General features: G+C 45.1%; 20 protein-coding genes. 14 read left to right on the top strand and 6 right to left on the bottom strand.

Annotated elements, in window-relative coordinates; all coding sequences use genetic code 11:
* The 4 genes from K2Y18_01995 to K2Y18_01980 form a co-directional block, all read left to right on the top strand.
* On the top strand, positions 1–2647 hold a 2647-nt coding region (locus K2Y18_01995; protein ID MBX9804507.1), incomplete at its 5' end, for a hypothetical protein.
* A gap of 61 nt (positions 2648–2708) precedes the next feature.
* Positions 2709–3386, top strand: a complete 678-nt coding sequence (locus K2Y18_01990; GenBank protein ID MBX9804506.1) for a hypothetical protein — start codon at positions 2709–2711, stop codon at positions 3384–3386.
* Positions 3387–3425: 39 nt separating this feature from the next.
* On the top strand, positions 3426–4079 hold the full coding sequence (locus K2Y18_01985) for an NAD(P)H-dependent oxidoreductase (GenBank protein ID MBX9804505.1): 654 nt from the start codon (positions 3426–3428) through the stop codon (positions 4077–4079).
* Positions 4080–4088: 9 nt separating this feature from the next.
* Positions 4089–4499, top strand: a complete 411-nt coding sequence (locus K2Y18_01980; protein ID MBX9804504.1) for a DUF4260 domain-containing protein — start codon at positions 4089–4091, stop codon at positions 4497–4499.
* A gap of 247 nt (positions 4500–4746) precedes the next feature.
* On the opposite strand, the gene K2Y18_01975 is transcribed toward K2Y18_01980, so the two are convergent.
* Positions 4747–5430: a hypothetical protein gene (locus K2Y18_01975; GenBank protein ID MBX9804503.1), complete on the bottom strand. Its 684-nt coding sequence runs from the start codon at positions 5428–5430 to the stop codon at positions 4747–4749.
* A gap of 181 nt (positions 5431–5611) precedes the next feature.
* On the opposite strand from K2Y18_01975, the gene hemC reads away from it, so the two are divergent.
* From hemC to K2Y18_01945, 6 genes are all read left to right on the top strand, one after another.
* Complete coding sequence (gene hemC, locus K2Y18_01970) at positions 5612–6556, top strand: hydroxymethylbilane synthase (GenBank protein ID MBX9804502.1); 945 nt, start codon at positions 5612–5614, stop codon at positions 6554–6556.
* Positions 6544–7263: a uroporphyrinogen-III synthase gene (locus K2Y18_01965; protein MBX9804501.1), complete on the top strand. Its 720-nt coding sequence runs from the start codon at positions 6544–6546 to the stop codon at positions 7261–7263. The genes hemC and K2Y18_01965 overlap by 13 nt, the downstream gene beginning before the upstream one ends.
* 47 nt (positions 7264–7310) lie before the next feature.
* Positions 7311–8144 carry a hypothetical protein gene (locus K2Y18_01960; GenBank protein MBX9804500.1) on the top strand — a complete coding sequence of 278 codons (834 nt, stop codon included), beginning with the start codon at positions 7311–7313 and terminating at the stop codon, positions 8142–8144.
* Positions 8144–9490, top strand: a complete 1347-nt coding sequence (locus K2Y18_01955; GenBank protein MBX9804499.1) for a hypothetical protein — start codon at positions 8144–8146, stop codon at positions 9488–9490. Before K2Y18_01960 ends, K2Y18_01955 begins: the two co-directional genes overlap by 1 nt.
* Before the next feature lie 236 nt (positions 9491–9726).
* Positions 9727–10758 carry a sensor domain-containing diguanylate cyclase gene (locus tag K2Y18_01950; protein MBX9804498.1) on the top strand — a complete coding sequence of 344 codons (1032 nt, stop codon included), beginning with the start codon at positions 9727–9729 and terminating at the stop codon, positions 10756–10758.
* A 423-nt stretch (positions 10759–11181) separates the two neighbouring features.
* The gene (locus tag K2Y18_01945; protein MBX9804497.1) at positions 11182–11730 is read left to right on the top strand and encodes a hypothetical protein; all 549 of its coding nucleotides are present in this window, start codon (positions 11182–11184) and stop codon (positions 11728–11730) included.
* 80 nt (positions 11731–11810) lie between these two features.
* On the opposite strand, the gene mrdA is transcribed toward K2Y18_01945, so the two are convergent.
* The 3 genes from mrdA to K2Y18_01930 form a co-directional block, all read right to left on the bottom strand.
* On the bottom strand, positions 11811–13613 hold the full coding sequence (gene mrdA, locus K2Y18_01940; protein MBX9804496.1) for a penicillin-binding protein 2: 1803 nt from the start codon (positions 13611–13613) through the stop codon (positions 11811–11813).
* Between the two features lie 197 nt (positions 13614–13810).
* Complete coding sequence (locus K2Y18_01935) at positions 13811–14092, bottom strand: DUF2312 domain-containing protein (protein ID MBX9804495.1); 282 nt, start codon at positions 14090–14092, stop codon at positions 13811–13813.
* Between the two features lie 58 nt (positions 14093–14150).
* A complete protein-coding gene (locus K2Y18_01930; protein ID MBX9804494.1) occupies positions 14151–14759 on the bottom strand; it encodes an SIS domain-containing protein in 609 nt (202 codons plus the stop codon).
* Between the two features lie 138 nt (positions 14760–14897).
* On the opposite strand from K2Y18_01930, the gene K2Y18_01925 reads away from it, so the two are divergent.
* The 4 genes from K2Y18_01925 (at position 14898) to K2Y18_01910 (ending at position 18777) form a co-directional block, all read left to right on the top strand.
* Complete coding sequence (locus tag K2Y18_01925; GenBank protein MBX9804493.1) at positions 14898–16526, top strand: lysine--tRNA ligase; 1629 nt, start codon at positions 14898–14900, stop codon at positions 16524–16526.
* Positions 16526–17143, top strand: a complete 618-nt coding sequence (locus K2Y18_01920; protein ID MBX9804492.1) for a DedA family protein — start codon at positions 16526–16528, stop codon at positions 17141–17143. The genes K2Y18_01925 and K2Y18_01920 overlap by 1 nt, the downstream gene beginning before the upstream one ends.
* Positions 17144–17234: 91 nt before the next feature.
* Positions 17235–17747 (top strand): disulfide bond formation protein B, encoded by a 513-nt coding sequence (locus K2Y18_01915; GenBank protein MBX9804491.1) that lies wholly within the window; start codon positions 17235–17237, stop codon positions 17745–17747.
* 361 nt (positions 17748–18108) lie between these two features.
* Complete coding sequence (locus tag K2Y18_01910; protein MBX9804490.1) at positions 18109–18777, top strand: hypothetical protein; 669 nt, start codon at positions 18109–18111, stop codon at positions 18775–18777.
* On the opposite strand, the gene K2Y18_01905 is transcribed toward K2Y18_01910, so the two are convergent.
* A complete protein-coding gene (locus tag K2Y18_01905) occupies positions 18764–21781 on the bottom strand; it encodes an efflux RND transporter permease subunit (GenBank protein ID MBX9804489.1) in 3018 nt (1005 codons plus the stop codon). The genes K2Y18_01910 and K2Y18_01905 overlap by 14 nt on opposite strands.
* Positions 21778–22845, bottom strand: a complete 1068-nt coding sequence (locus tag K2Y18_01900) for an efflux RND transporter periplasmic adaptor subunit (GenBank protein MBX9804488.1) — start codon at positions 22843–22845, stop codon at positions 21778–21780. Before K2Y18_01900 ends, K2Y18_01905 begins: the two co-directional genes overlap by 4 nt.
* Positions 22846–22866 lie beyond the last annotated feature (21 nt).

Below are 22866 nucleotides of genomic sequence, written 5' to 3'. Positions count from 1 at the left end.
ATACCAAGTTTTATGCATTCAGCGCGCTCTGCCGTGTGAATATATATGGGATTTGTTTACGGATGCCATCAAATATGATTTCGATGCTCTCGCTTTTGGCTATGAAAAGGACAACGTTCCTGCCACAGATCTATTGCAAGCAGCCAATAGGCTTTTAAGCGAAAGTAAGAGAATTTGCCCCTTTGTAGGAGAGGCACCTGTATTCATTCCCGGGAAGGAGCGTCACGTTCATTTATATATTTTCTGCTTGTATGCATCTTCAACCTATACCCAACGGTGGATAGAAACTTTAGGGGATAACGCAGGCTTAAATAACTATATTGCAGCTGCTGAAGCTCACCTAAGGGCATTTAAAGCCATAGAAATCGCTGGTAGAATTAGCTATGATGGTAAACCCTTATATAAGTACTATTCTGAAGAGCATTCTTCCAACGAACGCTATTTTTTAGTAGAGAACTATGAAAATAATTTAATTCAAATACGAAAAGTTCGAAGAGCTCTTGCTGAAATTAAGGCAGATTTTGGTCGATTAGCAGGCATCTATCTTGAAGCATCCTGTTTGGGAGCTGAAGATGTACCCATGCTCTATTTGCTTTCAGAAGAAGCGCGCAAAATGGCAAGTCGGAGATTTGATCGATCTAAGAGATACGAGGCTTTTGCCGTGGCCCGCACAAAAGCGAAAGAATGTTTGTTAAAAGCAAAAGAATGTTTAGACAAGAACTCCCGAACTGTTTTCCTAATCCCTAAAAATAACATACCCGTTGAACAGAACTTTTATTGGATCTGTCAGTATGCTGCTTCAATTTATAATTTATCTTCCAAATGTGCATTAAGTTCTAAAGACGCATGGGATGTTCGCACCGAAGCTTTCAACCTGCTCGAGGAAGTCGGGGTCATCGTTGACACTTCATTTTTAAGTGATCTTCCGGAAAAGTTGAGTGAGGTAACCAGTTCAGAATTACTCAAGTTTTGTCTCATAAAGTTTCAAAAGGATGCTTACGACCCCCTTATGGCCATTACTCGACCTCAAACAGCAGCCAATAGTGTTTTCTCCACACCTTTCTCTTCGCCTTCACTCTCAAGAAGGGTAGGCAACGCCTCCGTCGTAATACCAACAGCCACCAATCGTGCCGCAACACCCCCTGTTGAGCAAGAGGGAATGCAAGATGGATCATTTGGACGTATTCGATCGCGTCATAACTCGATCTCCCTCAAACCCGGTGAAACATTAGAAGATGCCTTAACAGGATCTGGGTCTTCCTTTGATCCACAGGGTTCTTCCGTAACCCGTTCAAGAAGCAGTACCAGAGACAGTACTTCATTACCCCCCGTTCTGGTGCCGTCTGTTGCAAAGACCCGCTCGAGAAGTGGTACGAACGATTCTACTTCACCACCCAACTTTCAGAAACCGGATCCTGTTGTAAAAGGACGCTCAAGAAGCAGCACCATAAGCGGACCATCACCAATGATCTCAACTCAATCTCCTAGGCTTGCTCATGTTGAAGCGAGAGGCAGTAGCGACAGACCGGTGACACACTCGCGCTCAGATTCAGGAGATTATTTTGAACAGCGTTTGTCAGGAAGTAGTAAACCGGGTCTTTTAAATCCTACCGAAGAGTCAGTTTCAACTGTTTCTTCGGTTTCTGCCCCAGGCGGACGGAAAAGAAGCAACACAATATCAGGTACCCAACCTCCGATGGCACAACCGTCTCATATGACACCTCCTCAAAGTCCTGCCCTTAGAAGAGCCAAAGGAGAACGAACTCAATCAGGGAGGTCTTCACCTGTTAATGATCCAACTCTTAGCACAGAAATCTCTTCTATCCTCAGTGGTCCACCTCCTCTCCCACTTCCAACAAATGAGGAGCCCCCACCACCTCCATTGCCCGCAGCAGGCACGGATCAAAATGAAGAGCTACCGAAAAAAAAGGGGTCAAATCTTGTGCCACGATTAAGAGGTGTCCCTCAAGGTGCTTCTGACGAAAGAAGAAGAGGAATGAGAAAATCAGATACAGCCGTCCTCGCGCCCTTAAAAAGCCCAAGGGTTGGCTCTGAAGGATCGTCTGGTATGACCTTTGCACAACTCCCTTCAAACAACGCTGGAGGCCTCAGATACTCTGAAAGCGCAGGGAATCTGTCAGGTTTGGCTGATACTATGGAAACACTCAACCCCAGAGATCTAGCCCTAACAAGCCCAAAGAGCCCTACAAGGGGCCTCCCCTCCAAATGGGGTGATGCCCCAGCGATAAGAAGATCTGAAGGTGATGTGCCAGGATCAGGAATTAATTCAGATGGAAGAAGATCAGCACGCCTTGGACAACCAAGTCCCCTGGAAGTAGAGACTCGAAGAAAATCGGTAATCGGCTCACAACCTCCAACGAGCTTAGATCCTCACGCACCGAGTCCAAGAACGGGAAGTCCAAGGAAGGGAAGTCCAAGAACGGGAAGTCCAAGAACAGGGAGCCCAAGACCTGAGGGCATTTCGAAGGACAAAGCCATTCCAGTAACACCAAGGAGAACAAGTGTGACAGTTGCGCAAAGTGGGTCGAACAACAATGGCCAGAAAGCAACGCCAAGAGATGAGGAAACCTCAAGTAAGGATGTAGCACCTCCTACAGATGGGAAGCAAGATGAGTATACGATATAGATTTTCCTTGCTCTCCAACCTGATTTTCTAATAGGATCTGACTCAAAACAGGAGAGAAAACATGTTAAAAAAGTTTGGTGCCTTACTGTTATCTTTTTCTCTCGTGATATCAATCGTACAAGCAACAGAAAAAGAGAAGGACACACGACGGAGATTTTTTGGAAGATCGCAAGGGTCTGAAAATCCAAAAAAAGATGATAAGTTAAAAGAATTAATGAGTCCATCAGACAAAAGGGGCTCCGCCGACTCAAAGGGCCCAACATCCTTTTCACAGCTTGGTGGGGGGCGAAGAAAATCAGACCCTGCATTAAGTGTAGGAGATAGTTTAAGCAAACCCTCCTATATTATGGACCCAGAGGCTTTAGCGGCCCTTGTAGCAGACTCGAAGGGGGGTGTAGACGCACAAAAAGAAGTCCGCCTCAGAAAAACACCAAACGATGATGCCCGCAGAAGAAAATCTGGAAGTTCGTCAAGTCCTCTTGATCAACTAGGCCGCCGAAAATCAGGCAATTTGGGCAACCAAGATAAACTTTCGACAGGTCTTGGGCGCAGTACTTCAGGAAGCCTCCAATCCAATGGACCTAATAGTCCACATAAAAGCCCCAGAACCCCGGGGGGAAGTTCAAGGTCGAGCCCCAGAGACACGATTAGCCCGAGAGTAAGCAAGGGAAGCACGAGTGAAGCGACCAGTCCAAGGGCAGAAGACTTAAAACTAGCTCAAATGGAAAATTCAAAGTAGTATGAAAAAAAATATCAATCACTCACTGGGAGAAAGCACATGTTTAAAAAGTTAGTCCTCACTCTAGCTTCATATTTTCTGTTCATTTCAGTCACATGCGCTGAAAACAAAGTGACACTGAAGCAAGAGTCTGTCCCATTCTTGGTCATCAGCTGCAGCTTAAACCCCGACAGCCGAAGTGCAATCTTGGCTAAAGGGGCTTTCGATTATTTGAAATCACATGGCCAAGACGTCGAATTGTTGGATTTGCGAGACTACAAAATTCCCCTGGCCAATGGCCACGAGCAATCCGCTTATGATGATCCGCAAGTAAAGGTCATTCATGAACGCATCGCAAAAGCCAAAGGAATTATTATCGCAGCACCTATCTATAATAATAGCGTGGGCGCCGTTGCTAAAAATTTGATGGAGCTCACCACCCATGCTCACAAAACCATTCTGACAGGTAAGGCATGGGAAAATAAGGTGGTTGGATTCATGGGTACTTCTGGCGGACCTGGCTCACGTTGGGCTTTCATGCCTTTCCTCAACAGCTTAACGATCGAAGCGAGCGTTGTCGTTGTCCCCAACTTTGTCATGGCAACGGGAGGCGACTTTAATGACAAAAAACAACCCAATGAAGAAACCCAAAAGCGCATTGAGGAGCTTTCCCAAAATATAGTTCGTTTTACAACTGCTCTATTACCAAAGTAAGAATCCTTCATGAACCTTGATAAAACACAAAGTCCCTTTGGCGGTGCTGTCAAATCTGGCCCCAAGATATGGTTACACCTCGAAGGGCTCTGCTATTTCATCGCAGGGCTCTATCTTTTTTCATTACATCATCGCTCTTGGGGCTTTTTTGCAGCCCTTTTCTTGCTCCCTGACCTCAGTTTTGCAGGATATGCCTTTGGACCCCGCATCGGCGCTTATGCCTATAACACCCTACACTCCGCAGTCGGTCCCCTCATCCTTGGGATTACTGGCATGATGGTAAATTCCCCGGATTACGTGGTGATCAGCACCATTTGGATCAGCCATGTTGGCGCTGATCGTATGCTTGGTTTTGGACTGAAGTATTCAGATAACTTTAAGCACACACACTTAGGCTTTCCGTTTTCAAAAGAGAGTTAGGGAACATGATCGTGAAATCCAATAACATAGTCATTGCGTGGAGGTAAGCCGAAGCGACCAGCGAAGGCGTGCGACGTGGCAATCTATGTATTTGATTCTTCAAAAGGATTTTATGTAGATGGGAGCTAAGAATACATAAATTGCCACGTCGCTTATGCACTTACGTGCTAACGCTCCTCGCAATGACGTAACCAGTCGATTTATGAAGGATGTTATGCCCCGTTCAATCCCTAGCATGGGCTATCACCTACCCCCCTTCGCCCTCACTGTCTATGAGCTTACGATCCGATTTGTCTATAGAATCTGACAAATCAATAGATCCTGAGGTTTGGCTAACGTAGTCATCTAGTTTTGAAGCAGGATCGCTCGACATATCCCCATTGCCCATGGGTTCTTCCATATCGTCTCCATCATCATCAGATCGTTTCAAGGGATCGGGGCAATTTCGTGTTGTGGTTTCAGGACACATCAAATGGCATTTATCGGCCACCTTATCATGCATACAGTGTTTTTTGGTGCAGGCTATTTTACAGAATTTAATGAGCTTTTCATGAGAGGCTTTTACCTCAGTCGTTGACAGGTTGTACCAGTTGTTGTGGAAATTTTCGGCTTGGCGAAACCCTTCCAGAATTTTTGCTCGTTTCTTCTCTTTTTCTGATTTCTTCTTATTTTTCTCAGACTTACTTTTGGAAGGGGCTGGTTCTTTTCCCTTCTTTGGTGAAGGCGCTTCTTCTACATCATCGTCGGCATCTTCTTCCTCAGCATCACTTTCATCAGCCTCGCCAACAATTGGGCTGCTTTCAACTTTTTTTTCTACTTTCAAAGGACTTTTCTTTGCTTTCGGTGATGCATCTGTAACGCCAATAGACAAAATCATGACAGGCATCAGGGCGATCAATAATCGACTCAAAAACAAGGTACAGGCCCGCATTCTTAAATTCCATTCCTTAAAACAAAGAACTCTATTTCAGTAACAATAGCTTAAAAAAGGTTATTCCTATTAAAAATGATAATTCAGAAGACACAATATATCAATCTCGGAATATCACTTCTCTTGCACACGCCGCTCAGATTCACTATAAATCGAGGTGTAACTTATGAGGGAATAAAAAATGAATCAATCACTCCCCCCCCTTCGCCTAGGCACCCGCGGAAGTAAGCTCGCCCTCGTACAAGCGAACATGGTTTTAGAACTCCTGAAAAAACAATTCCCAGATGATGCTGCCATTCAAGGCGCCAACATCGTTACCATCACAACAACGGGGGATCGCATCAAGGACCGCCCTCTTTCTGAAATTGGGGGAAAGGGATTGTTTGCAAAAGAGATAGAGCAGGCCCTCCTTGCCAATGAGGTTGACTTTGCAGTTCATTGTCTAAAGGATATGGAAACGAAAGCCCCCGACGGGTTGATGCTGGCTGCGATACTCCAAAGAGAAGATGCTCGCGATGCCTTGCTCAGCAACAAAGCTCAGTCCCTCGAGGCCCTTCCTCCCAATAGTGTTGTTGGAACTTGTGCACCTCGACGTGTCGCGCTAATACTCCACCATCGACCCGACCTCATTTGTGTTCCATTAAGAGGAAATGTGGATAGTCGCATTCAAAAACTTCGGGACGGCGATATGGATGCGATCATTCTGGCATTAGCTGGTTTGCGCCGCTTGGGTCGTCAAGACGAGGCCACTTACATATTTCCAGAGTCAGAGATGCTCCCAGCGGTCGGCCAAGGCGCCCTCACCCTGCAATGCCGAAAAGATGATCCGCGCACACTGTCTTATCTAACACCGTTAAACCATCTTAACACTCAGCGTTGTGTGACGGCTGAGCGCGCGCTCTTGGCAGGCCTCGGGGGCAGTTGTCGAACCCCCATTGGTGGGCACACAACCCTGCAAGACGATGGCCAACTGCAGTTAGATGCGATGATTGCGTCCCCTTCAGGCGCCCCCCTATTTCGAACAAAACAAATAGGGAATGATCCAACAGAACTGGGGTTATCAACGGCTAAAATATTAAAAGAGCTAGCAGGCGCTGACTTAGAGATGCTGGAATGCGCATCTTAATTACACGCCCTCAAGAGAGCGCCGCCATCCTCGCAAGCCAACTCACACATCTGGGACATGAGGTGACCGTCGACTCCTTAATTCACCTAACGCCAATTGACCCAGGGACTTTAGATTTAACCTCTCTTGCCACTCATGAAACGATTATCGCCACTTCCCAACAAGCTATTCGTTGTTTGGCGAATCTGACTTCCAAACGCACGTACATCTTGTGGTGTGTGGGGGAAGAGTCAGCGAAGGTGGCCAAGAATCTTGGATTTCAACATGTCCATCAGGGAGGGGGCTCCGCTGAACTATTGCTGGCAGAATTCCTCAAGGCCCAGCCCTCTTTGTGCAAACCCATCCTTCATATATCTGGAGATATCATCCGCACCGATATTGTCCATGAACTCATCAAGATGGGAATTGAAGCCACACGAATGGTTGTTTACACCACTCACGAAGCAAATACATTCTTACCTCAAACCTTGCATACCCTTCAAACCAATGCCCTTGATGCGATCCTATTCTACTCGCCTCGTACAGCAAAAATATTTAAAAAATTATGCCGAGACACGAATCTTGATGTCGAATGCGCTTGTGTTAATGCCATCTGTTTAAGCGATGCAATCAAAACTGAGATAGAAGACCTTCCCTGGAAAAGTATGAGAATTGCAAAAAAATCCACAACAGACGATTTACTATTGGCGCTGATGATGGCAGACTGACATTGTTTTTTGGGCAATGACATTTTGGTACTTATGTGGAGACTTCAATGAAAGATAAACCCGTCCCTCCATCCCCGGTTGAAGAAACCCTACCAACAAAACCGAAAAGGTCGTGTTTCTTAAAATTCGTGATCCCGATGATTATGGCCATTGCCTTGGGAGTCATTGGTTCTGTCGTTCTTCTTAATCAAAATCTCTGGTTCATACCCTCGCCGAACACTCAAGAGATCGACCTTTTGAAAAGTCACACCGTCGCGCTTGATGATCGGTTAACCTACCTTGAGAAAATGGACAAGCCTCTGAGTAGCACCGTCAACCAAGAAGAACTTGTTAAGGACGTTGAAAGGCGTCTTACAACTCTCCAACAACAAATAGAAGACCTTCAAAAACAACCTAAGGAAGGCGCACCAGACACAATTGAGCGCTCCCAAGCTGTTGAGAAAGGGGTAACGCGATTAACCCAGGCCAATCAAGTGTTAAGAGAAGCCCTTTTATTTTGGCGTTTAAAAGCAAAAGTTCTATCTGAAACCCCTTATGTCGGAGAGTTAGCCGCTTTTAAAGAGTCAACCAAAACGGATGTGAATTTTTCAATTTTAGAAAAGTATGCAGACCATGGGCTTCAGGGTTTAAAACATAAAGTTCAAGAAGCATCTCCTTCTGTGAATGAACCAACAACAGTGTGGTCCCGCCTAAAGGCCTCCGTACAATCCGCCATCAAGATTGAAAAAGTGGATCCAAACGCGCCGGAAGCACCTCGTCCCCCAGAATCCCCAGACAGATCAACTGTTGAAGAAGCCTTGAGCCACATAGAACAAACGTTAATCCAAAAACTTAGCTCACAATCTCTATTCCCATCATCACAAACGGGAGATGCCTTATAATGGTTCAATTCATACGTGGATTTATTTTCTTTACCAAACTCACAATCCTTGTATTGGTCGGGTTTCTCTTGACCCAATATCCAGGGCACGCCAACTTAACTTGGTTCGGGTATCGATTCGAGATGAGCATTGGGATATTGCTGGCCTGTATTTTATTTGCAGTGGCATCTCTTCTCCTTCTCGTCGGGGTTTGGCGCTTTATATGGCGCCTTCCTGTTATTTGGGTGGAGCGTCGAAAAGCACGCCGCGTCCGTAAAAGTGAACTTGCGCTCCTGGAGGGCTTAAGTGCCATTGCGGCCGGGGAACTCTCGGAGGCCCGTCGCCTCGCGAAACGATCGATGATGTTAAATGCGAACCAACCCTTAAATCTGCTTTTGTCTGCACAAAGTTCTTATATGTCAGGCAAACTTGAGGAAGCCCAAACGCATTTCTTACAAATGAGCAAGAACCCCAAAACAGCCTTTTTAGGTTTGCGTGGCTTAATTTTGCATGCTCATCAAACCAGTAATTGGGAGCAAATGCGCCATTATCTCCAAGAAGCAATGGCCCTTCGCCCTCAATCCCCATGGGTTTTACAACAACTTCTGGAACTGGATTTGCGCCTTGGCGCGTTTGATAAGGCTAGCATGATTGTAGAACAGATGCAGCTTCGTCATATGATTACCAAACCGGAGAGTCGTCGAAGACAAGCGCTGATTCATTGGATGAAAGCCGAGGCTGCGGAATTGGCAGGCGATGAAAGTTTGTTTGTTCAAACAATGGCCAGCGCGCACTACGAAGCGCCTGAAATTTCCGCGATTGCTGTGCGTCTTGCAAACCATTATCACAAGGTTGGGAAGACCTCAAAAGCTCAAAAAATTTTGATGGGGGGATATGCTCATTGCCCTCACCCAGACTTCTCAACTCAACTAGTGGCTCTCAATCCAGACAACAGCCCCCTTGATCATTATCGGGATATTGAAAAGCTCGTAGAAGGCGCCCCCAACCACCCTGAATCCCTTTTTATTTTAGCAACTGCGGCACGCGCGGCAAAACTCTGGGGGCAATCTCGTCATTATCTGAATCTGCTCAAAGGCGTCCAATATTCAGGAAGGGTATGCCGCCTGATGGCAGAGGTCGAGGAAGCCGAAAATCCTCATCAGGCTAATCAAGCTCATGACTGGTTGGAAAAAGCGACAACTGCACCTGCAGACCCCGCATGGATTTGTGGAAACTGCCATACACCAACACCTGTATGGCAACCAGTTTGTCCATCGTGTGAATCGTTTGACCAAATTTTTTGGGGAAAACCTAGCGCAGTGTCAAAGGACTCAAATCCCGGGGAAGCGACCCCATTGTTGGGATAAATTTGTCACTTCTCCAAATCTTTTCATCAGCAGGGGAGAGAATGGACAAAATAAGTGACTCTTATCTCATTTTCCCTCTTTCTCTAATTTTTTAATTACATTATATAAACAATATACAATAATTCTATTTCGAATTGACTGATATTTTTTTAAAAACTGCTACAAGATTTCTCTTTAAGAGATTGTAGTAGCAACTCATAAACGTTAGAAAAAACTGTAGTTTAAGGAACAACTGTATGCTCGCTCCTAGTCTTCCTCTGAATATTTCCGAGCGTCTTTACCCTTTGCACTCCCTCGACATTTTAGGAAGCCCCCTCCAGGGGAATTTTGAGCGCATCACCCGCCTTGCTCAGAGTCTTTTTGATGTTCCTATTGCTTTCATTAGCTTAATTGACGATCAACGCTTACTCTTTAATTCTCTGCTTGGAACAGATCGTATTGAAATTTCCCATGTTGAATCGTTTTGTGACCATGTCTTGTCCCATGAAGATATCTTTAATGTACCTGAAACAATTAGAGATGAGCGCTTTTCTCGGAATTCTTATGTTTTGGGGGATCCTCACATTCGATTTTATGCCGGATATCCTATTCAATTGAATTTGGAAAAGCTTGGTACAATTTCGATCGTAGATCATAAACCACGATATTTTTCCTACGACCAGCTCGCCTGGTTGAAAGACGTTGCTGCCCTGATTGAAACAGAGATTCATAATTTCACTATAACGTCGGACAAAGGCAAACTTGCCTCTGACCTTGACCAAGCACGCTTGGCATCCATGATAGACCCCCTCACCAGCCTATGGAATCGTCAAGGCATCTATAATATTTTGAGATCTCGTATGGATGAGTACCTCTTAGGCGGAGAAGGATTTGCCGTTGCGATTCTGGACATCGATCATTTTAAAACCATTAATGACACATACGGTCATGAATCCGGCGATCAAACTTTAAAGGCCATCGCTCACTCATTGCGGGAAGGCTGCAGGGAATCTGATGCCATTGGAAGATGGGGCGGTGAAGAATTCTTAATCCTCATCAACGAATCAAACCCCGATCACGTTATGGACATTGCTTCAAGAATCCGCATCGCCATGGAAATGCAACAAGTATCTCTGCCCTTCACCCCGCCTCTCAACGTCACCGTCACCATCGGCCTTACCAACATTGTCCCCGGAAGCCGCCCAACTTTAGAAGGCCTGATCGCTCGGGCTGATCAAGCGCTTTATCAAGGCAAACGCGAGGGGCGCAATCAAGTCGTGGTTGTGTGAGGGAAGATATCTGAATCTCCCTATTTTTAAGTGAAGTCATATCTTTAATAATCTCGTGCACTTTACCTCTCCCCTTGTGGGAGAGGTCGCTGATGAGCCTTGCGAAGAAGCGGGTGAGGGGTGTGATTGCTACAAATAACATTTATTGGATGTAAACATTCTTCAGGAAGACCCCTCACCCGCCACGAAGCTTAAGCTTCGTGGCGACCTCTCCCACAAGGGAAGAGGTGATAATACAATGTAGTAATCTCCTTAACTCTTTCATTTCTCACCCACCTAAATTTTCTAATTCAATAAAGAACCAAGAATGACTTCCTCAAATTTGTCTTGACTATACTTCATATTATCTGCATTATCCTCATTTATTATTGGAAAAATCTACAAATTTAAAACCATATTATTTTAGAAGAGAAGGATTATTTTATGAAAAAATCTATTTACACATCCATTGCCCTGAGCGCTTTTATATCCATTTCATCTTTTGCTATGGAAGAAGGTGTTTCTGAAGTAAGCACGATGACCGCTCAGAAGAGTTGGGAAGAATCTACAAGAGAATTTCACCAAGCATTCCTTAGCGGAGATGTTGCAAAATTAGAAAGCCTGAGGAAAACTCCTGGTTTTGCTAATATTAATGACATGGGCCCAGGGTTCTCTCGTTATGGCTCTTCGCTCGACAATTGGGATTTATTAATTTCTGATGCCAGAGAAGTCTGTAAAACGACGGATTTGAATGCAAACTTTATTCGATTTATTTATGAATTTGAGATTGCTTTCAACAACGGAAATATTAAGCGGCTCATGGAACTCAAAAATGTACGCGGCTTTGCCAATATTAATGACTTGGGTGGACACTTTATGGAGTATGGACCAGGTCTCGATAATTGGGAAAAGTTAATGGAAGATGCGAGAAATCTTAAAGTATTCTTGGATGAGCAAAATCGTCTCTTAGCGCTTCAATCTCAAAAAAACTAATAAGGTAGTTTCTAAAGATTAAAGGGTAAGACAAAGGGATGAGAGAAAAATTTCATCCCTTTGTCTAGGCCCTATCCCCTTCAGCCCACCATTTTCTGTGCCATTAAAAGAATGTCTCGTGCCACGGGAGCCGCTGCTCTTGCACCACTTCCCCCATGTTCAACAAGAACGGACGCAACAAAGCGCGGATTCTCGAGGGGCGCATATCCAACAAACAGGGCATGCTCCCGGGTGTGCCATGGACGGTTCGCACTGCCCGCAAGACCTTGCTCTCGATCTTTCTTGGTAATGCGCTGTACTTGGGTTGATCCCGTTTTTCCCCCCATCTGAAACCCAGCTTCCGTGATTCGACTTGCATATGCAGACCCAAACGGCTCATTCACCACTTTTGACATTCCAGATATGACAAGATTCAAATGCTCAGAATTGACCTTAATGTCCTCAAAAGTTGGCTGGTCCTGCAGCCGTGCCAAATGAGGCGTCACAACTTTTCCTGTGACGAGCCGCGCTGTCATGACGGCTAATTGAAGGGGCGTGGCCAGCACATACCCTTGACCAATGCTAGCATTATAAGTTTCCCCAAGGGCCCAAGATTTTCCCATCACCAAACTTTTCCATTCCCGTGAAGGAATGAGACCAGGCTTTTCGCCTGGAAGATCGATACCAGTTGGAGAACCCAGACCAAAGCGCTTGGCCATCGCGGCCATGGGATCAATACCCAACAATTTGCCCACATGGTAAAAATAGACATCGCAGGATTGTGCAATCGCATTTTCAAGAGTGACGGTTCCATGCCCGCCTGTCTTCCAACTATGGCAATGAAACTCGTGATTCCCTAAGGTCACGGACCCTGTACAACAAACCGGCGTTGACGGTGTAATCACCCCCGCCTCGAGGGCAGCCAAGGCCACAATCATTTTAAAGGTGGATCCAGGCCCATATTGACCAGTCAGCACTTTATCATTTAAGGGGCGTTGGGGGTGATTTAAGAGCTCATCCCATTGGGTTTTTGAAATGCCATTGGCAAATAAGTTGGAATCAAATCCCGGGCTTGATACATAACTCAAAACCCCACCAACCTTTGCGTCTAAAATAACAGCTGCTGCCCCCGTTTCCATTGAGAGACGCTGAAACACAGACTGCTGCAATTCAAGGTCAAGGGTGAGATTGATATCTCGCCCAGCAGAACTTGGAGATGTCGATAACTCCCGCACAATTCGACGAACCGAATTCAACTCCACTTGTTTCACGCCGGGTTTTCCACGGAGCTCTGTCTCGTAAGACTTCTCGATCCCTGCTTTTCCAATACGGACCCCCGGCAATTCAAGCAACGGATCCCCATCAAGATCTTTTTCCCCAACCGTCGCCACATAGCCAACGCAATGACATGTTTCAGGACCAAAGGGGTAGGAGCGGTTTTGGCCTTGCTCAACACTCATCCCCGTTAAATCAGGCAAATGCAGCTCAAGGCGTGTAACTTCATCCCAAGAGAGGCCCTCTTTCAAAGTTACCGGCACAAAGCGGGGTTTGCGCTTCAATTCTTGGGAGATACGATCGATGTCCTGATTATCTAATCCTAAAATTGATTGTACCGATGTGAGAAGTTGGGGAAGATCTGTGGCCTGATCTCGAATAACAATAGCCCGATAGGCATTATGATGGGTGGCCAAAATTTTACCAGATCGATCCAGAATCTGCCCCCGTGAAGGCGCGATGAGCCGGGAATGAATGCGATTTTTGTCCGAAAGTGTGCGGTAATGATCCGAAGAATTGACTTGAAGATAATAAAGGCGCCCTACCAAACTGGTCAAAAGAAGCCCTTGGGCGCCCCCTATTATCAAGGCCCGTCGGGTAAAGAGCTGCTGTTTATCTTGAGAGGACATTCATGTTTTCCTAGGATTTGTGAAAGGTTTTTTCCCCCTCACCCGCCTCTTCACTTTCGTTCAGAGTCGACCTCTCCCACAAGGGGAGAGGTAATCGTGCACGTTTGTATTTTTACCTCTCCCCTTGTGGGAGAGGTCGACTCTGAACGAAAGTGAAGAGGCGGGTGAGGGGCACTAAAAACATCAACTAAAACGCTTTACGCCGCTTCATCAATTCCATCGGCGAGCTTGGAGTTCGGAACCATGCCCAATGCTTGAAGATAAAGGGTTAAGAGTTCTTCTTGCTCCATTAACTCTTCTTGTTTCATTTTGCGCATTTTTAAAACTTGCTTCATGATTTTGACATCAAAGCCATTTCCTTTGGCTTCGGCAAAAACTTCCCGAATAGCATCCATAAGCTCCGCTTTTTCTTCCTCAAGACGCTCGACCTTTTCAATATATTGACGCAATTGTCCAGTGGATACGACTTCAAATGCCATCATGATTCTCCCTTAAGATTATTTTTAAAACACAAAATTTGATTTGTTATAGCAGAACTTAGGGTGCTGAAACAACCTTCTGATCATCCCCCTGTTCTTGCCCAAACATGTCTTGTTCAATAGCATGACACAGATAATGATATAAGCAGATGTGCACCTGTTGAATCAAGGGCGTAGAAGAAGAGGGAACCCCAATTAGAACATCACTTAAGGAAGCTATTTTTGTGCTGCCCTTCTTTGTGAAAGCCACCGTCTTCATGCCAAGCTCACGCGCTGTTTCAAACGCCCGTACGACATTGGCGGAATTCCCACTCGTCGTCAAACCAATGAGCACAGCTCCCGGTTTTGCGTACGCCTCCACTTGACGGGCAAAGACATAATCATAGGAATAGTCGTTGGCAAGGGCGGTGAGGATGCCAACATTGTCTGACAAAGCGATCACATTTAAGGCTTTACGCTCCATTAAGAATCGACCCACCAGCTCCCCGGTTATATGCAAAGCATCACAAGCTGAGCCCCCATTGCCACAAACCAGGACCGGCAACCCACTCGTCAAGGCTTCAATGATGAGCTGAGTCGCTTCATCAACTGCACCCAACAAGGTGTTATCCGCTGTTGTGGATTGGAGGACTTGAATGGACGACTCTAAATAGTGTTTTAAAGACATTTTTTAGCCTTTCTGTCAAATTCAATTCAAAGAATGTGTTAAGGTAATATCACGTGTCATCTATAATGGCAAGCATTTCCAAATCATTGAATCTATGCTATACATCTGTCAAGTCAAATACGAAGGAAAGTGAAAAAAGTGCATAACACGACGCTTGATGAAAATTGGACGCGCTGGCGCGAAGGTGGTATCCATGCAAAAGCTTGGCCATTTGAAGAGGCCCGGCGAATCTTAAACCGAATCCAACATAAAACCCCTAAAAAAGGATTTGTTCTCTTGGAAACGGGGTATGGTCCCTCTGGTTTGCCGCATATCGGGACATTCGGTGAAGTCGCCCGCACCTGCATGGTACGCCATGCTTTTCAAGTGTTAAGCGACATACCGACCCGGCTTTTTGCTTTTTCGGATGATATGGACGGCCTTCGCAAAGTCCCTGATAACGTACCCAACCAACAAATGCTCCTCCAACATTTGGGCAAACCTCTCACACAAATCCCTGATCCTTTTGAAAAATTTGAAAGTTTTGGGCATCACAATAATGCCATGTTGTGCCAGTTTTTAGATTCGTTCGGGTTTGATTATGAATTCCAAAGCTCCACAGATTGGTATAAAAGTGGTCGCTTTGATGAAACTTTAAAGCTTGTCCTTGAACATTATGACGCCGTGATTGCCGTTATTCTACCGACATTAGGTGAAGAGCGCCGCGCCACCTACAGCCCATTCTTGCCGATTTGTCCAACAACCGGTCACGTCCTTCAGGTGCCTATTATAAGTCGGGATACACAAGCTGCGACTGTCACCTATCTTGACCCAAAGACCAACCAACCGGTTGAGGTCCCTGTTACCGGGGGGCATTGTAAGCTGCAGTGGAAGGTCGACTGGGGCATGCGTTGGCGGGCCTTTGATGTGGATTATGAAATGTCAGGCAAAGACCTCATTGATTCTGTGAAACTGTCAACTCAAATCACCCACATCTTAGGCGGAAAACCCCCGGAATGTTTGACATACGAGCTTTTCCTAGATGAACTAGGACAAAAGATATCGAAGTCCAAAGGCAATGGCTTAACCATAGAGGAGTGGCTAAAATACGCTCCATGGGAAAGCTTGTCATACTACATGTACCAGTCACCTCGTAAAGCCAAACGCTTGTATTTTGATGTTATTCCGCGCCATGTTGACGATTATTTGTCTTGGGTTGCCAAATATCCTGCTCAACCTGAGGATCAACAGCTGGAAAACCCCACCTGGCACGTCCATGCTGGGCATCCACCGGTTTTGGAAAGCACCCTCAGCTTTGGGATTTTGTTGAATTTAGCGTCCGTGTGTAATGCGGAAGATGCCTCCATTCTCTGGGGGTTTGTCACGCGCTATCAGAAGGATGTCACCCCTGAGTCTGCGCCCTTCCTGGCCCGACTCATCGATCATGCGATTCACTACTACAATGACTTTATTTTGCCAACGAAAACCTATCGAACACCAACCGAGATAGACCGAAGCGCGATGATTGAGTTACGGGATCGTCTCACGACGATTCCAACCCAAACGTCGGCAGAAGATCTCCAGACCCTTGTTTTTGAGGTGGGTAAAAACCATCCTTACCCGGAATTGCGCGCTTGGTTTGCGGCATTATATGAGGTTCTCTTGGGACAAGCAGAAGGCCCGCGCATGGGCTCCTTCATTGCATTATATGGCGTCAAGGAAATGATTGATCTCATTGATGAGAAGCTCAAAAGTACAACCGCTCCTGAAATAGAGAAAGCCATCTGATGCCAAATACTGCTGTCATCGCGTCACCCTCCTGGCTTCGTCGCCTTTACGCTTGGACCCTTCAAATGGCTGCCAAACCACAAGCCGTATGGATTGTTTGCCTGGTTTCTTTTGCCGAGAGCTCCTTTTTTCCCTTGCCCCCGGACTTAATGATCATCCCCATGATTCTAGCAGATCGGGCCAAAGCCTGGGTGTTGGCCGCTTTGTGCACCATTACTTCCGTGTTGGGGGGGCTTGTAGGCTATGCCATCGGGTATTTCTTATTTGAAACCATTGGGGAATGGATTATTGAAACCTATCATTTAGAAGCTGCATTTGGCCGCTTTCAGGCAGATTTTCAAGACTGGGGATTTTGGATTATTGTCCTCAAAGGGCTCACCCCGATTCCTTTTAAGCTCGTGACCATCGCAAGCGGCGTGGCCGGATTAAATCTTTCTCAATTCGTCGTGGCCTCAATAATCGCCCGTTCGTTCCGATTCTTTCTCCTCTCCGCTCTTCTCTGGTTCTTTGGAGACTGGGCCCGCGTATTCATTGAGCGATATCTGCCTTGGCTTTTGGGACTCGTCTTAATCTCTTTAGTCGCTGGATTCATGATTGTTCAATATTTGGCTGGGTGATTTGAACTGAGTCCATCTTGATTATGGGAGGCAGTGGGGGTAAGCTTTGAGAAGAGAGATCGTACAAAAGGCTCATCTCAAGGAGACAACAATGACCTGCACCACCATGAACAAAGTCCTCAGCTGTCTCTCCCACAAACACGTCCACTATTTTTTGATCCTGATCGCTGCTGCATCTCTCGGGTTTGCTTATATTGCGGAATATGGTTTTGGTATTCTGCCCTGTGATTTTTGCCTTTATGAACGGTGCGTATATGCGGGCATCATTATGGTTGGCATCCTCAGCCTTAAAACGGCTTTCTTTGCTGGTCATCGCGGCATCCTCGCCCAGCTCTTCGTGCTTTTCATCGGAATCGTGCTCACCGGTTATCATGTAGGCATGGAGCAACATTGGTGGTCGGGTCCTGCGAGTTGCACAGGCGTCGGAAGCGCCGCAACACTCGAAGATTTTCGCGCTCAAATGATGAAGGTCACCCGCCCGCGATGTGATCAAATCTCCTGGGCAATCTTCGGGATTTCCGCCACCGTATGGAACCTGCTTCTTCAAGCAGGACTCGGTTTCTTAACCTCTTTGAGTCTTTATTTGCCAACGAATAAATCGTGATTTTCATAAAAGACAGCACAGCGATCCATTTGTTTTCAGAGTATTATTTGTTGATACATTGACTTGAAACATGATAAATACTTCTTATGCACTCCATAGAGGTGTGTATTTCCCTATTAGGCAAATGCCCAAATAAATCATATAAAAACCTCTGCAAAAGTTAAATAATTCCTTTGATTATGTTGCTTCATCTATCTGAATAGTTTGAAACTAGCGTATTTTTACGGTATTGCAAAATATGAATTCACTGGTTATATATAACGCTACTTGAGAAAATTATCTTTTGCAAAGTATTAATATAAATTAGCGACCTTTATTTACATCAGGTCGTTAAAGCAAACCCAAATTAAAGGATTCAAAAATGAAGAATAGTATGAAAGGAATTTTGGCTGTTGTGCCTTTGGCGCTTGTACTCTCCCAAATGACACATCCAGCCTTATCCACCGAGGAAAACCCTCTTACGGAGGAAGCTAAGACTCCACAAACTCTAACCTCAGAAACCCAACCCGGTTTAGCTCTAGGTACTGTTGAAATATCTGATGAAATGATTACTGCCGCAGGTCCCCTTGCTAAGGTACCATTTGAGATAATGACAAAATCCGTATTTAGGCATCTTGATTTAAAAACCATAGTCAAATTCAGAGTTTCAAGGTATTTCAATTTTTTGGTTGAAGAGGGTTATTTAAAGACAAATCTAAGCAAGCCTAGCTTGCTTGAACTTGATCCACAGACCCTCAAAGGAATGGGATTGCCTTGTGAAGGTATTGAAACACCGATACAAAATCCACTCAATTGGATAGACCCCATATTTTGCCTCGTAAAAGACAACCTCATTAAATCTAACGGACAGTTACTGGATTGTGTATTTAAGGTGATTCATATAACAAGTCAATTCGAAGGGGTAAAAGTTGTTTACCTTCAAGAAAATCAAACTCTTTTCGCTGGATATAATATACGACTGGCAGAACAACAACTTAATTATACGAAAGACTCTCTAACTGTTCTATTAGAAAAATTCAGACAGATTTAACTTTTAATCTCATCGTTTTCAATAAGTGATACAGCTTAGGCAAGATCAGCAATGTGAAGCATGTTCCAAACGTGAGCCCGCCGACGAGCACCAAGCCTATCGCTCGGCGGGCCTCGATACCTGCCCCTGAGGACAAAATTAATGGCAATGCTCCAAAAACCATCGCGCCTGTTGTCATAAGAATGGGCCGCAAGCGCAAGCGTGCCGCCTCGCGAATCGCCTCTTCAACGCTTTTTCCAGCCGCAATCAATTGGTTGGCAAATTCAACAATGAGGATACCGTGCTTGGTGATCAAACCGATCAGGGTCACAAGCCCGATCTGAGTATAAATGTTCAACGACTGCCCAAACACCCACGCCGTAACCAAGGCTCCAAAGCACCCCAACGGCACGGTTAGCATGATAATAAAGGGATCAAGGAAATTCTCAAATTGAATGGCTAAAATGGCATAAATGAAAATGAGCGCCATCCCAAACAAAAGAACCATCGCCAACGAAGACTTTGTGTACAACTTGCCTGCTCCCGTCCATTCTTTTTTTAGTTCAGGAGAAAGTGATTCAGACGCCAGCTTCCAAAACTGAGGCATCGCTGCCTTGATTTTTTGGTCCGGCATTAAACCCGCAGAAAGAGATACAGAACGCATCTGGTTAAAGTGAATCAACTCTTTCGGCATAACAGAGGACTTAAGTTCCCCGAGGGTCCCAAGAGAAATTCTCTTTCCTTTTGCGTTTGTGAGGTACAATTCATCCAACGTCCAGGGCGCTGGTTTTCCCTCTAGGGTAATTTGATATCGGATCCCATCCTTCTGGAAATGGAGAGACTGTTGGCCACTGAAAAACACCTCGATCATTTTCGAAATTTGAAAAGGGGTAAAACCAAGACGCGAAACAGTGTTTGGGTCAAGGAGAACAGAATAGCCAGGCGTATTAAGCATGAGATTATGGTTCACGTATTGAAAGATCTTCTTATCCTCAATGGCCTTTTTGGCTTTCTCGACCTGGTCGAAGAGATCGCGATAACTTCCGATGGAAGAGATAGCCAACGTTAACTCTCCCCCGGTTACTGCATCATCTAAACCAGGTAACCCTGATTCCCAACTCCACGTGTGTGCGTCAATCGACGGGAGATCCACCATCTGGGGGCGAATTCGTTCAACAACAGCTTCTGTCGAAACACGTCTTTCTTCATGGGGCTTTAAAGACAGAATCACGTTACCACCCCACTCCCCCATAAAGGCCAAATACCCCTTACCTTCGGGAATGTCTTTTACCTGCTCTTCAATTTGAGCAACGTAAGGGGCAAGAGCATTGACGTCTTTTCCAGGAATACGGGGCAAATAAACCCCCATAAGACCCCGATCCTCTTTGGGGGCAATTTCGGAAGGAAGATGCGAAAATAAAAAGATTAAAGAAAGAAAGGTCCCTCCCGCAATTGAAAGAACGACCCGAGGATGGGCGAGTGACTGATTCAAACTTCTGACATAAAATTTTTCCGTTGCGCCAAAAAAGTCATCAATCTTTGGAAAGAGGCGCTTTTTTTCATGACGGAGTATTTTTCCACACATGAGAGGCGACAGAGTCAATGCTACCATTCCAGAAATGAGTACACTCCCCGCAAGGGCTACAGCAAACTCAACAAACAATTGGCCAACGGCCCCTTGAATAAAGGCAATAGGGGCATAAACACTGGCAAGGGTCAACGTCATGGCCACAATCGCAAACCCAATTTCCCGACTTCCCTCCAGGGCAGCCTTAAGAGGTTTCATCCCATTGGCAAGGTGTCTCTCGATGTTCTCCAAAACCACAATTGCATCATCCACCACAAGACCAATGGCCAAAACCATGGCTAACAAGGTGATTGTGTTAATCGAAAAGCCAAATATTTTCAACAAGATAACAGACCCAACAAGAGAAATTGGAACCGCTATTAAAGGAATAAGGGTTGCTCGAATATTTCTTAAAAATAAGAAAACGATGACCAGAACAAGTAAGATGGCCTCAATAATAGAGTTTTGAATGTTACTTAACGAAGCGCGAATAAAGTCCGCTTGATCCAGAACAACCTCAAGGACCATATCGCTTCGAAGCGTCTGCTTCAAATGCTCAACTTGCTCACTCACCAGCTCAGAAACATTTAAGGGATTTGAATCGTTCGTTCGGGAAATGCCAAGGATAAGACCTGGCTTTCCGTTGATCTTTGTGAGCATTGTTTTTGTGTTGGTTTTGAGCTGAACGTCAGCAATCGAACGTAAAAATATGGGTTTCCCATTGTTATCTTTAATAAATAAATCTTCAAAATCTGCCACAGAAGATAGACTCAAATCCATTGTTGTTGGAACATCATTTCGAAACTTACCAACCGGCCAAGATAAATTATTTTTTTCAATAGCCGTGAAAACATCGTCTGCATTAATGCCAAAGGAATAGAGTTTCTGGGGATCAAGGGAGACCGTCATTGTATACGGTTGACCCCACACTTCAACCGCAGCAACTCCTTTCAAGCTTCTAAAAGCATTTTTAAGATTCAAGTTTACATAATGAGTGAGATCCCCAATATTTAATGTCTTGGAAGACACCGAAATTGCCATAAAAGGAGGACCATTCGACTTTGTCCTTTGTTGAACAACGGGCTCCGGTATGTCTTTGGGTAACTCCGATCGTGCCAAAGCAATGGCATCTCTTACAGCAATGAGAGCCCGCTCAACAGACGTTCCTTCCACAAAAATAAGATCAATGTTGCAGGCGCCTTGGGTGGAATGAGACGTCATCGTCTCAACCCCTTCAACCCCAGCGAGCTGATCCTCCAAAACGTTGGTGAGAGCCGACTCCACCAGCTCCGCACTGGCATTGGGATAATGCGCCCAAACCACAAAACTCGGGAGTTTTATTTCCGGATATTCGCGCACAGAAATTGTCTTCAGACTCAACAATCCAACAACAAGAATCATGACGTTCAAGATGGTTGCCGTAACCGGATGTTTGATGAAAAAAGAAGTAAAGTTCATGGAGCAACTGGTTTCTTTTCAGGCGAAGTCTTTCCTACAGGGGCAGGCTGAAAAATTTTGACATCGGTATCTGGGGATAGGCGCTCATGACCCCGTATAATCAAGGTATCACCTTCTGAAAGGCCTGATGTAATCTCAACAGAATCTTTTTCACGAATCCCAAAGGCTATGGGACATAACACAGCTTTGTTATCTTTAACTAGATAAACATGAGTCTTTCCATCTCGAAAGAAAGTGCTGTCAACAGGAACTACCAAAACATTTCGATGCTGTGCCACCACAAGATCAAGGGTAATATTTGATCCAATCACACAATTATCACAAGAAAAATTAACATAGGCGGGGGACATATGGGTATCTGGATCAATCATTTTTTGAATATGAGGAACATCAATCTTTTCGCCATCAATGATCACCTCCTGAACCTTACCGGCATCCTCTTGAATAACTTTCAAGATAGGCGAGGGAATATCAAATTCAACGATAAGCTCAGTCGGGTCATAAAAACTAACGATGGGATCGCCGACCTGTACTTGAACCCCTTCTCTTCTTTTAAAACTCCCAACGATACCATCAAAGGGAGCAATGAATCGGGTTTTGTCAAACTCAATACGCGCTGAATTTAAAGCTTTTTGAGCATCAATCCACTGGTTCTTTCGGTCCTCAACATCCTGCTTCTTGGCAAGCTTTGACTTTTCCAACTGCACCATACGCTCATACTGATCTCTCGCATTTTTTTCTGCGCTTTCCGAAAGGAAATAGGTCTGCTCAAGATCCATGTTCTCTAATTTTGCAATGACATTCTTCTTCAATATTTTCTGACCTGGAAAAGCCACATAATCTAAAGTACCAATAGTTTTAGCGATCAAGAGGGTAGATCTTTTAGCTTGAATGGTTCCAATCAAGCGAACGGTTTGAGTAATATCCTTGCGAGAAGCCTTTTCAACTTCAACAACTTTGATGTCTTTTTTTTCTTCCTTCGAACACGAAATTAACAAAAGTAGACAACCAAAAAAAGCGCCGTTCGCAATAATTTTCATGATGTTTGAAGCACTTGTCAGCATTGATAAAATCGGTTCCTTAGA

The organism is Alphaproteobacteria bacterium, assembly GCA_019746225.1.
In the GTDB taxonomy this organism is placed as follows: Bacteria; Pseudomonadota; Alphaproteobacteria; order Paracaedibacterales; family VGCI01; genus VGCI01.
The sequence above is the reverse complement of the archived record's forward strand: the minus strand, read 5'-3'. Positions and strand labels throughout refer to the sequence as shown.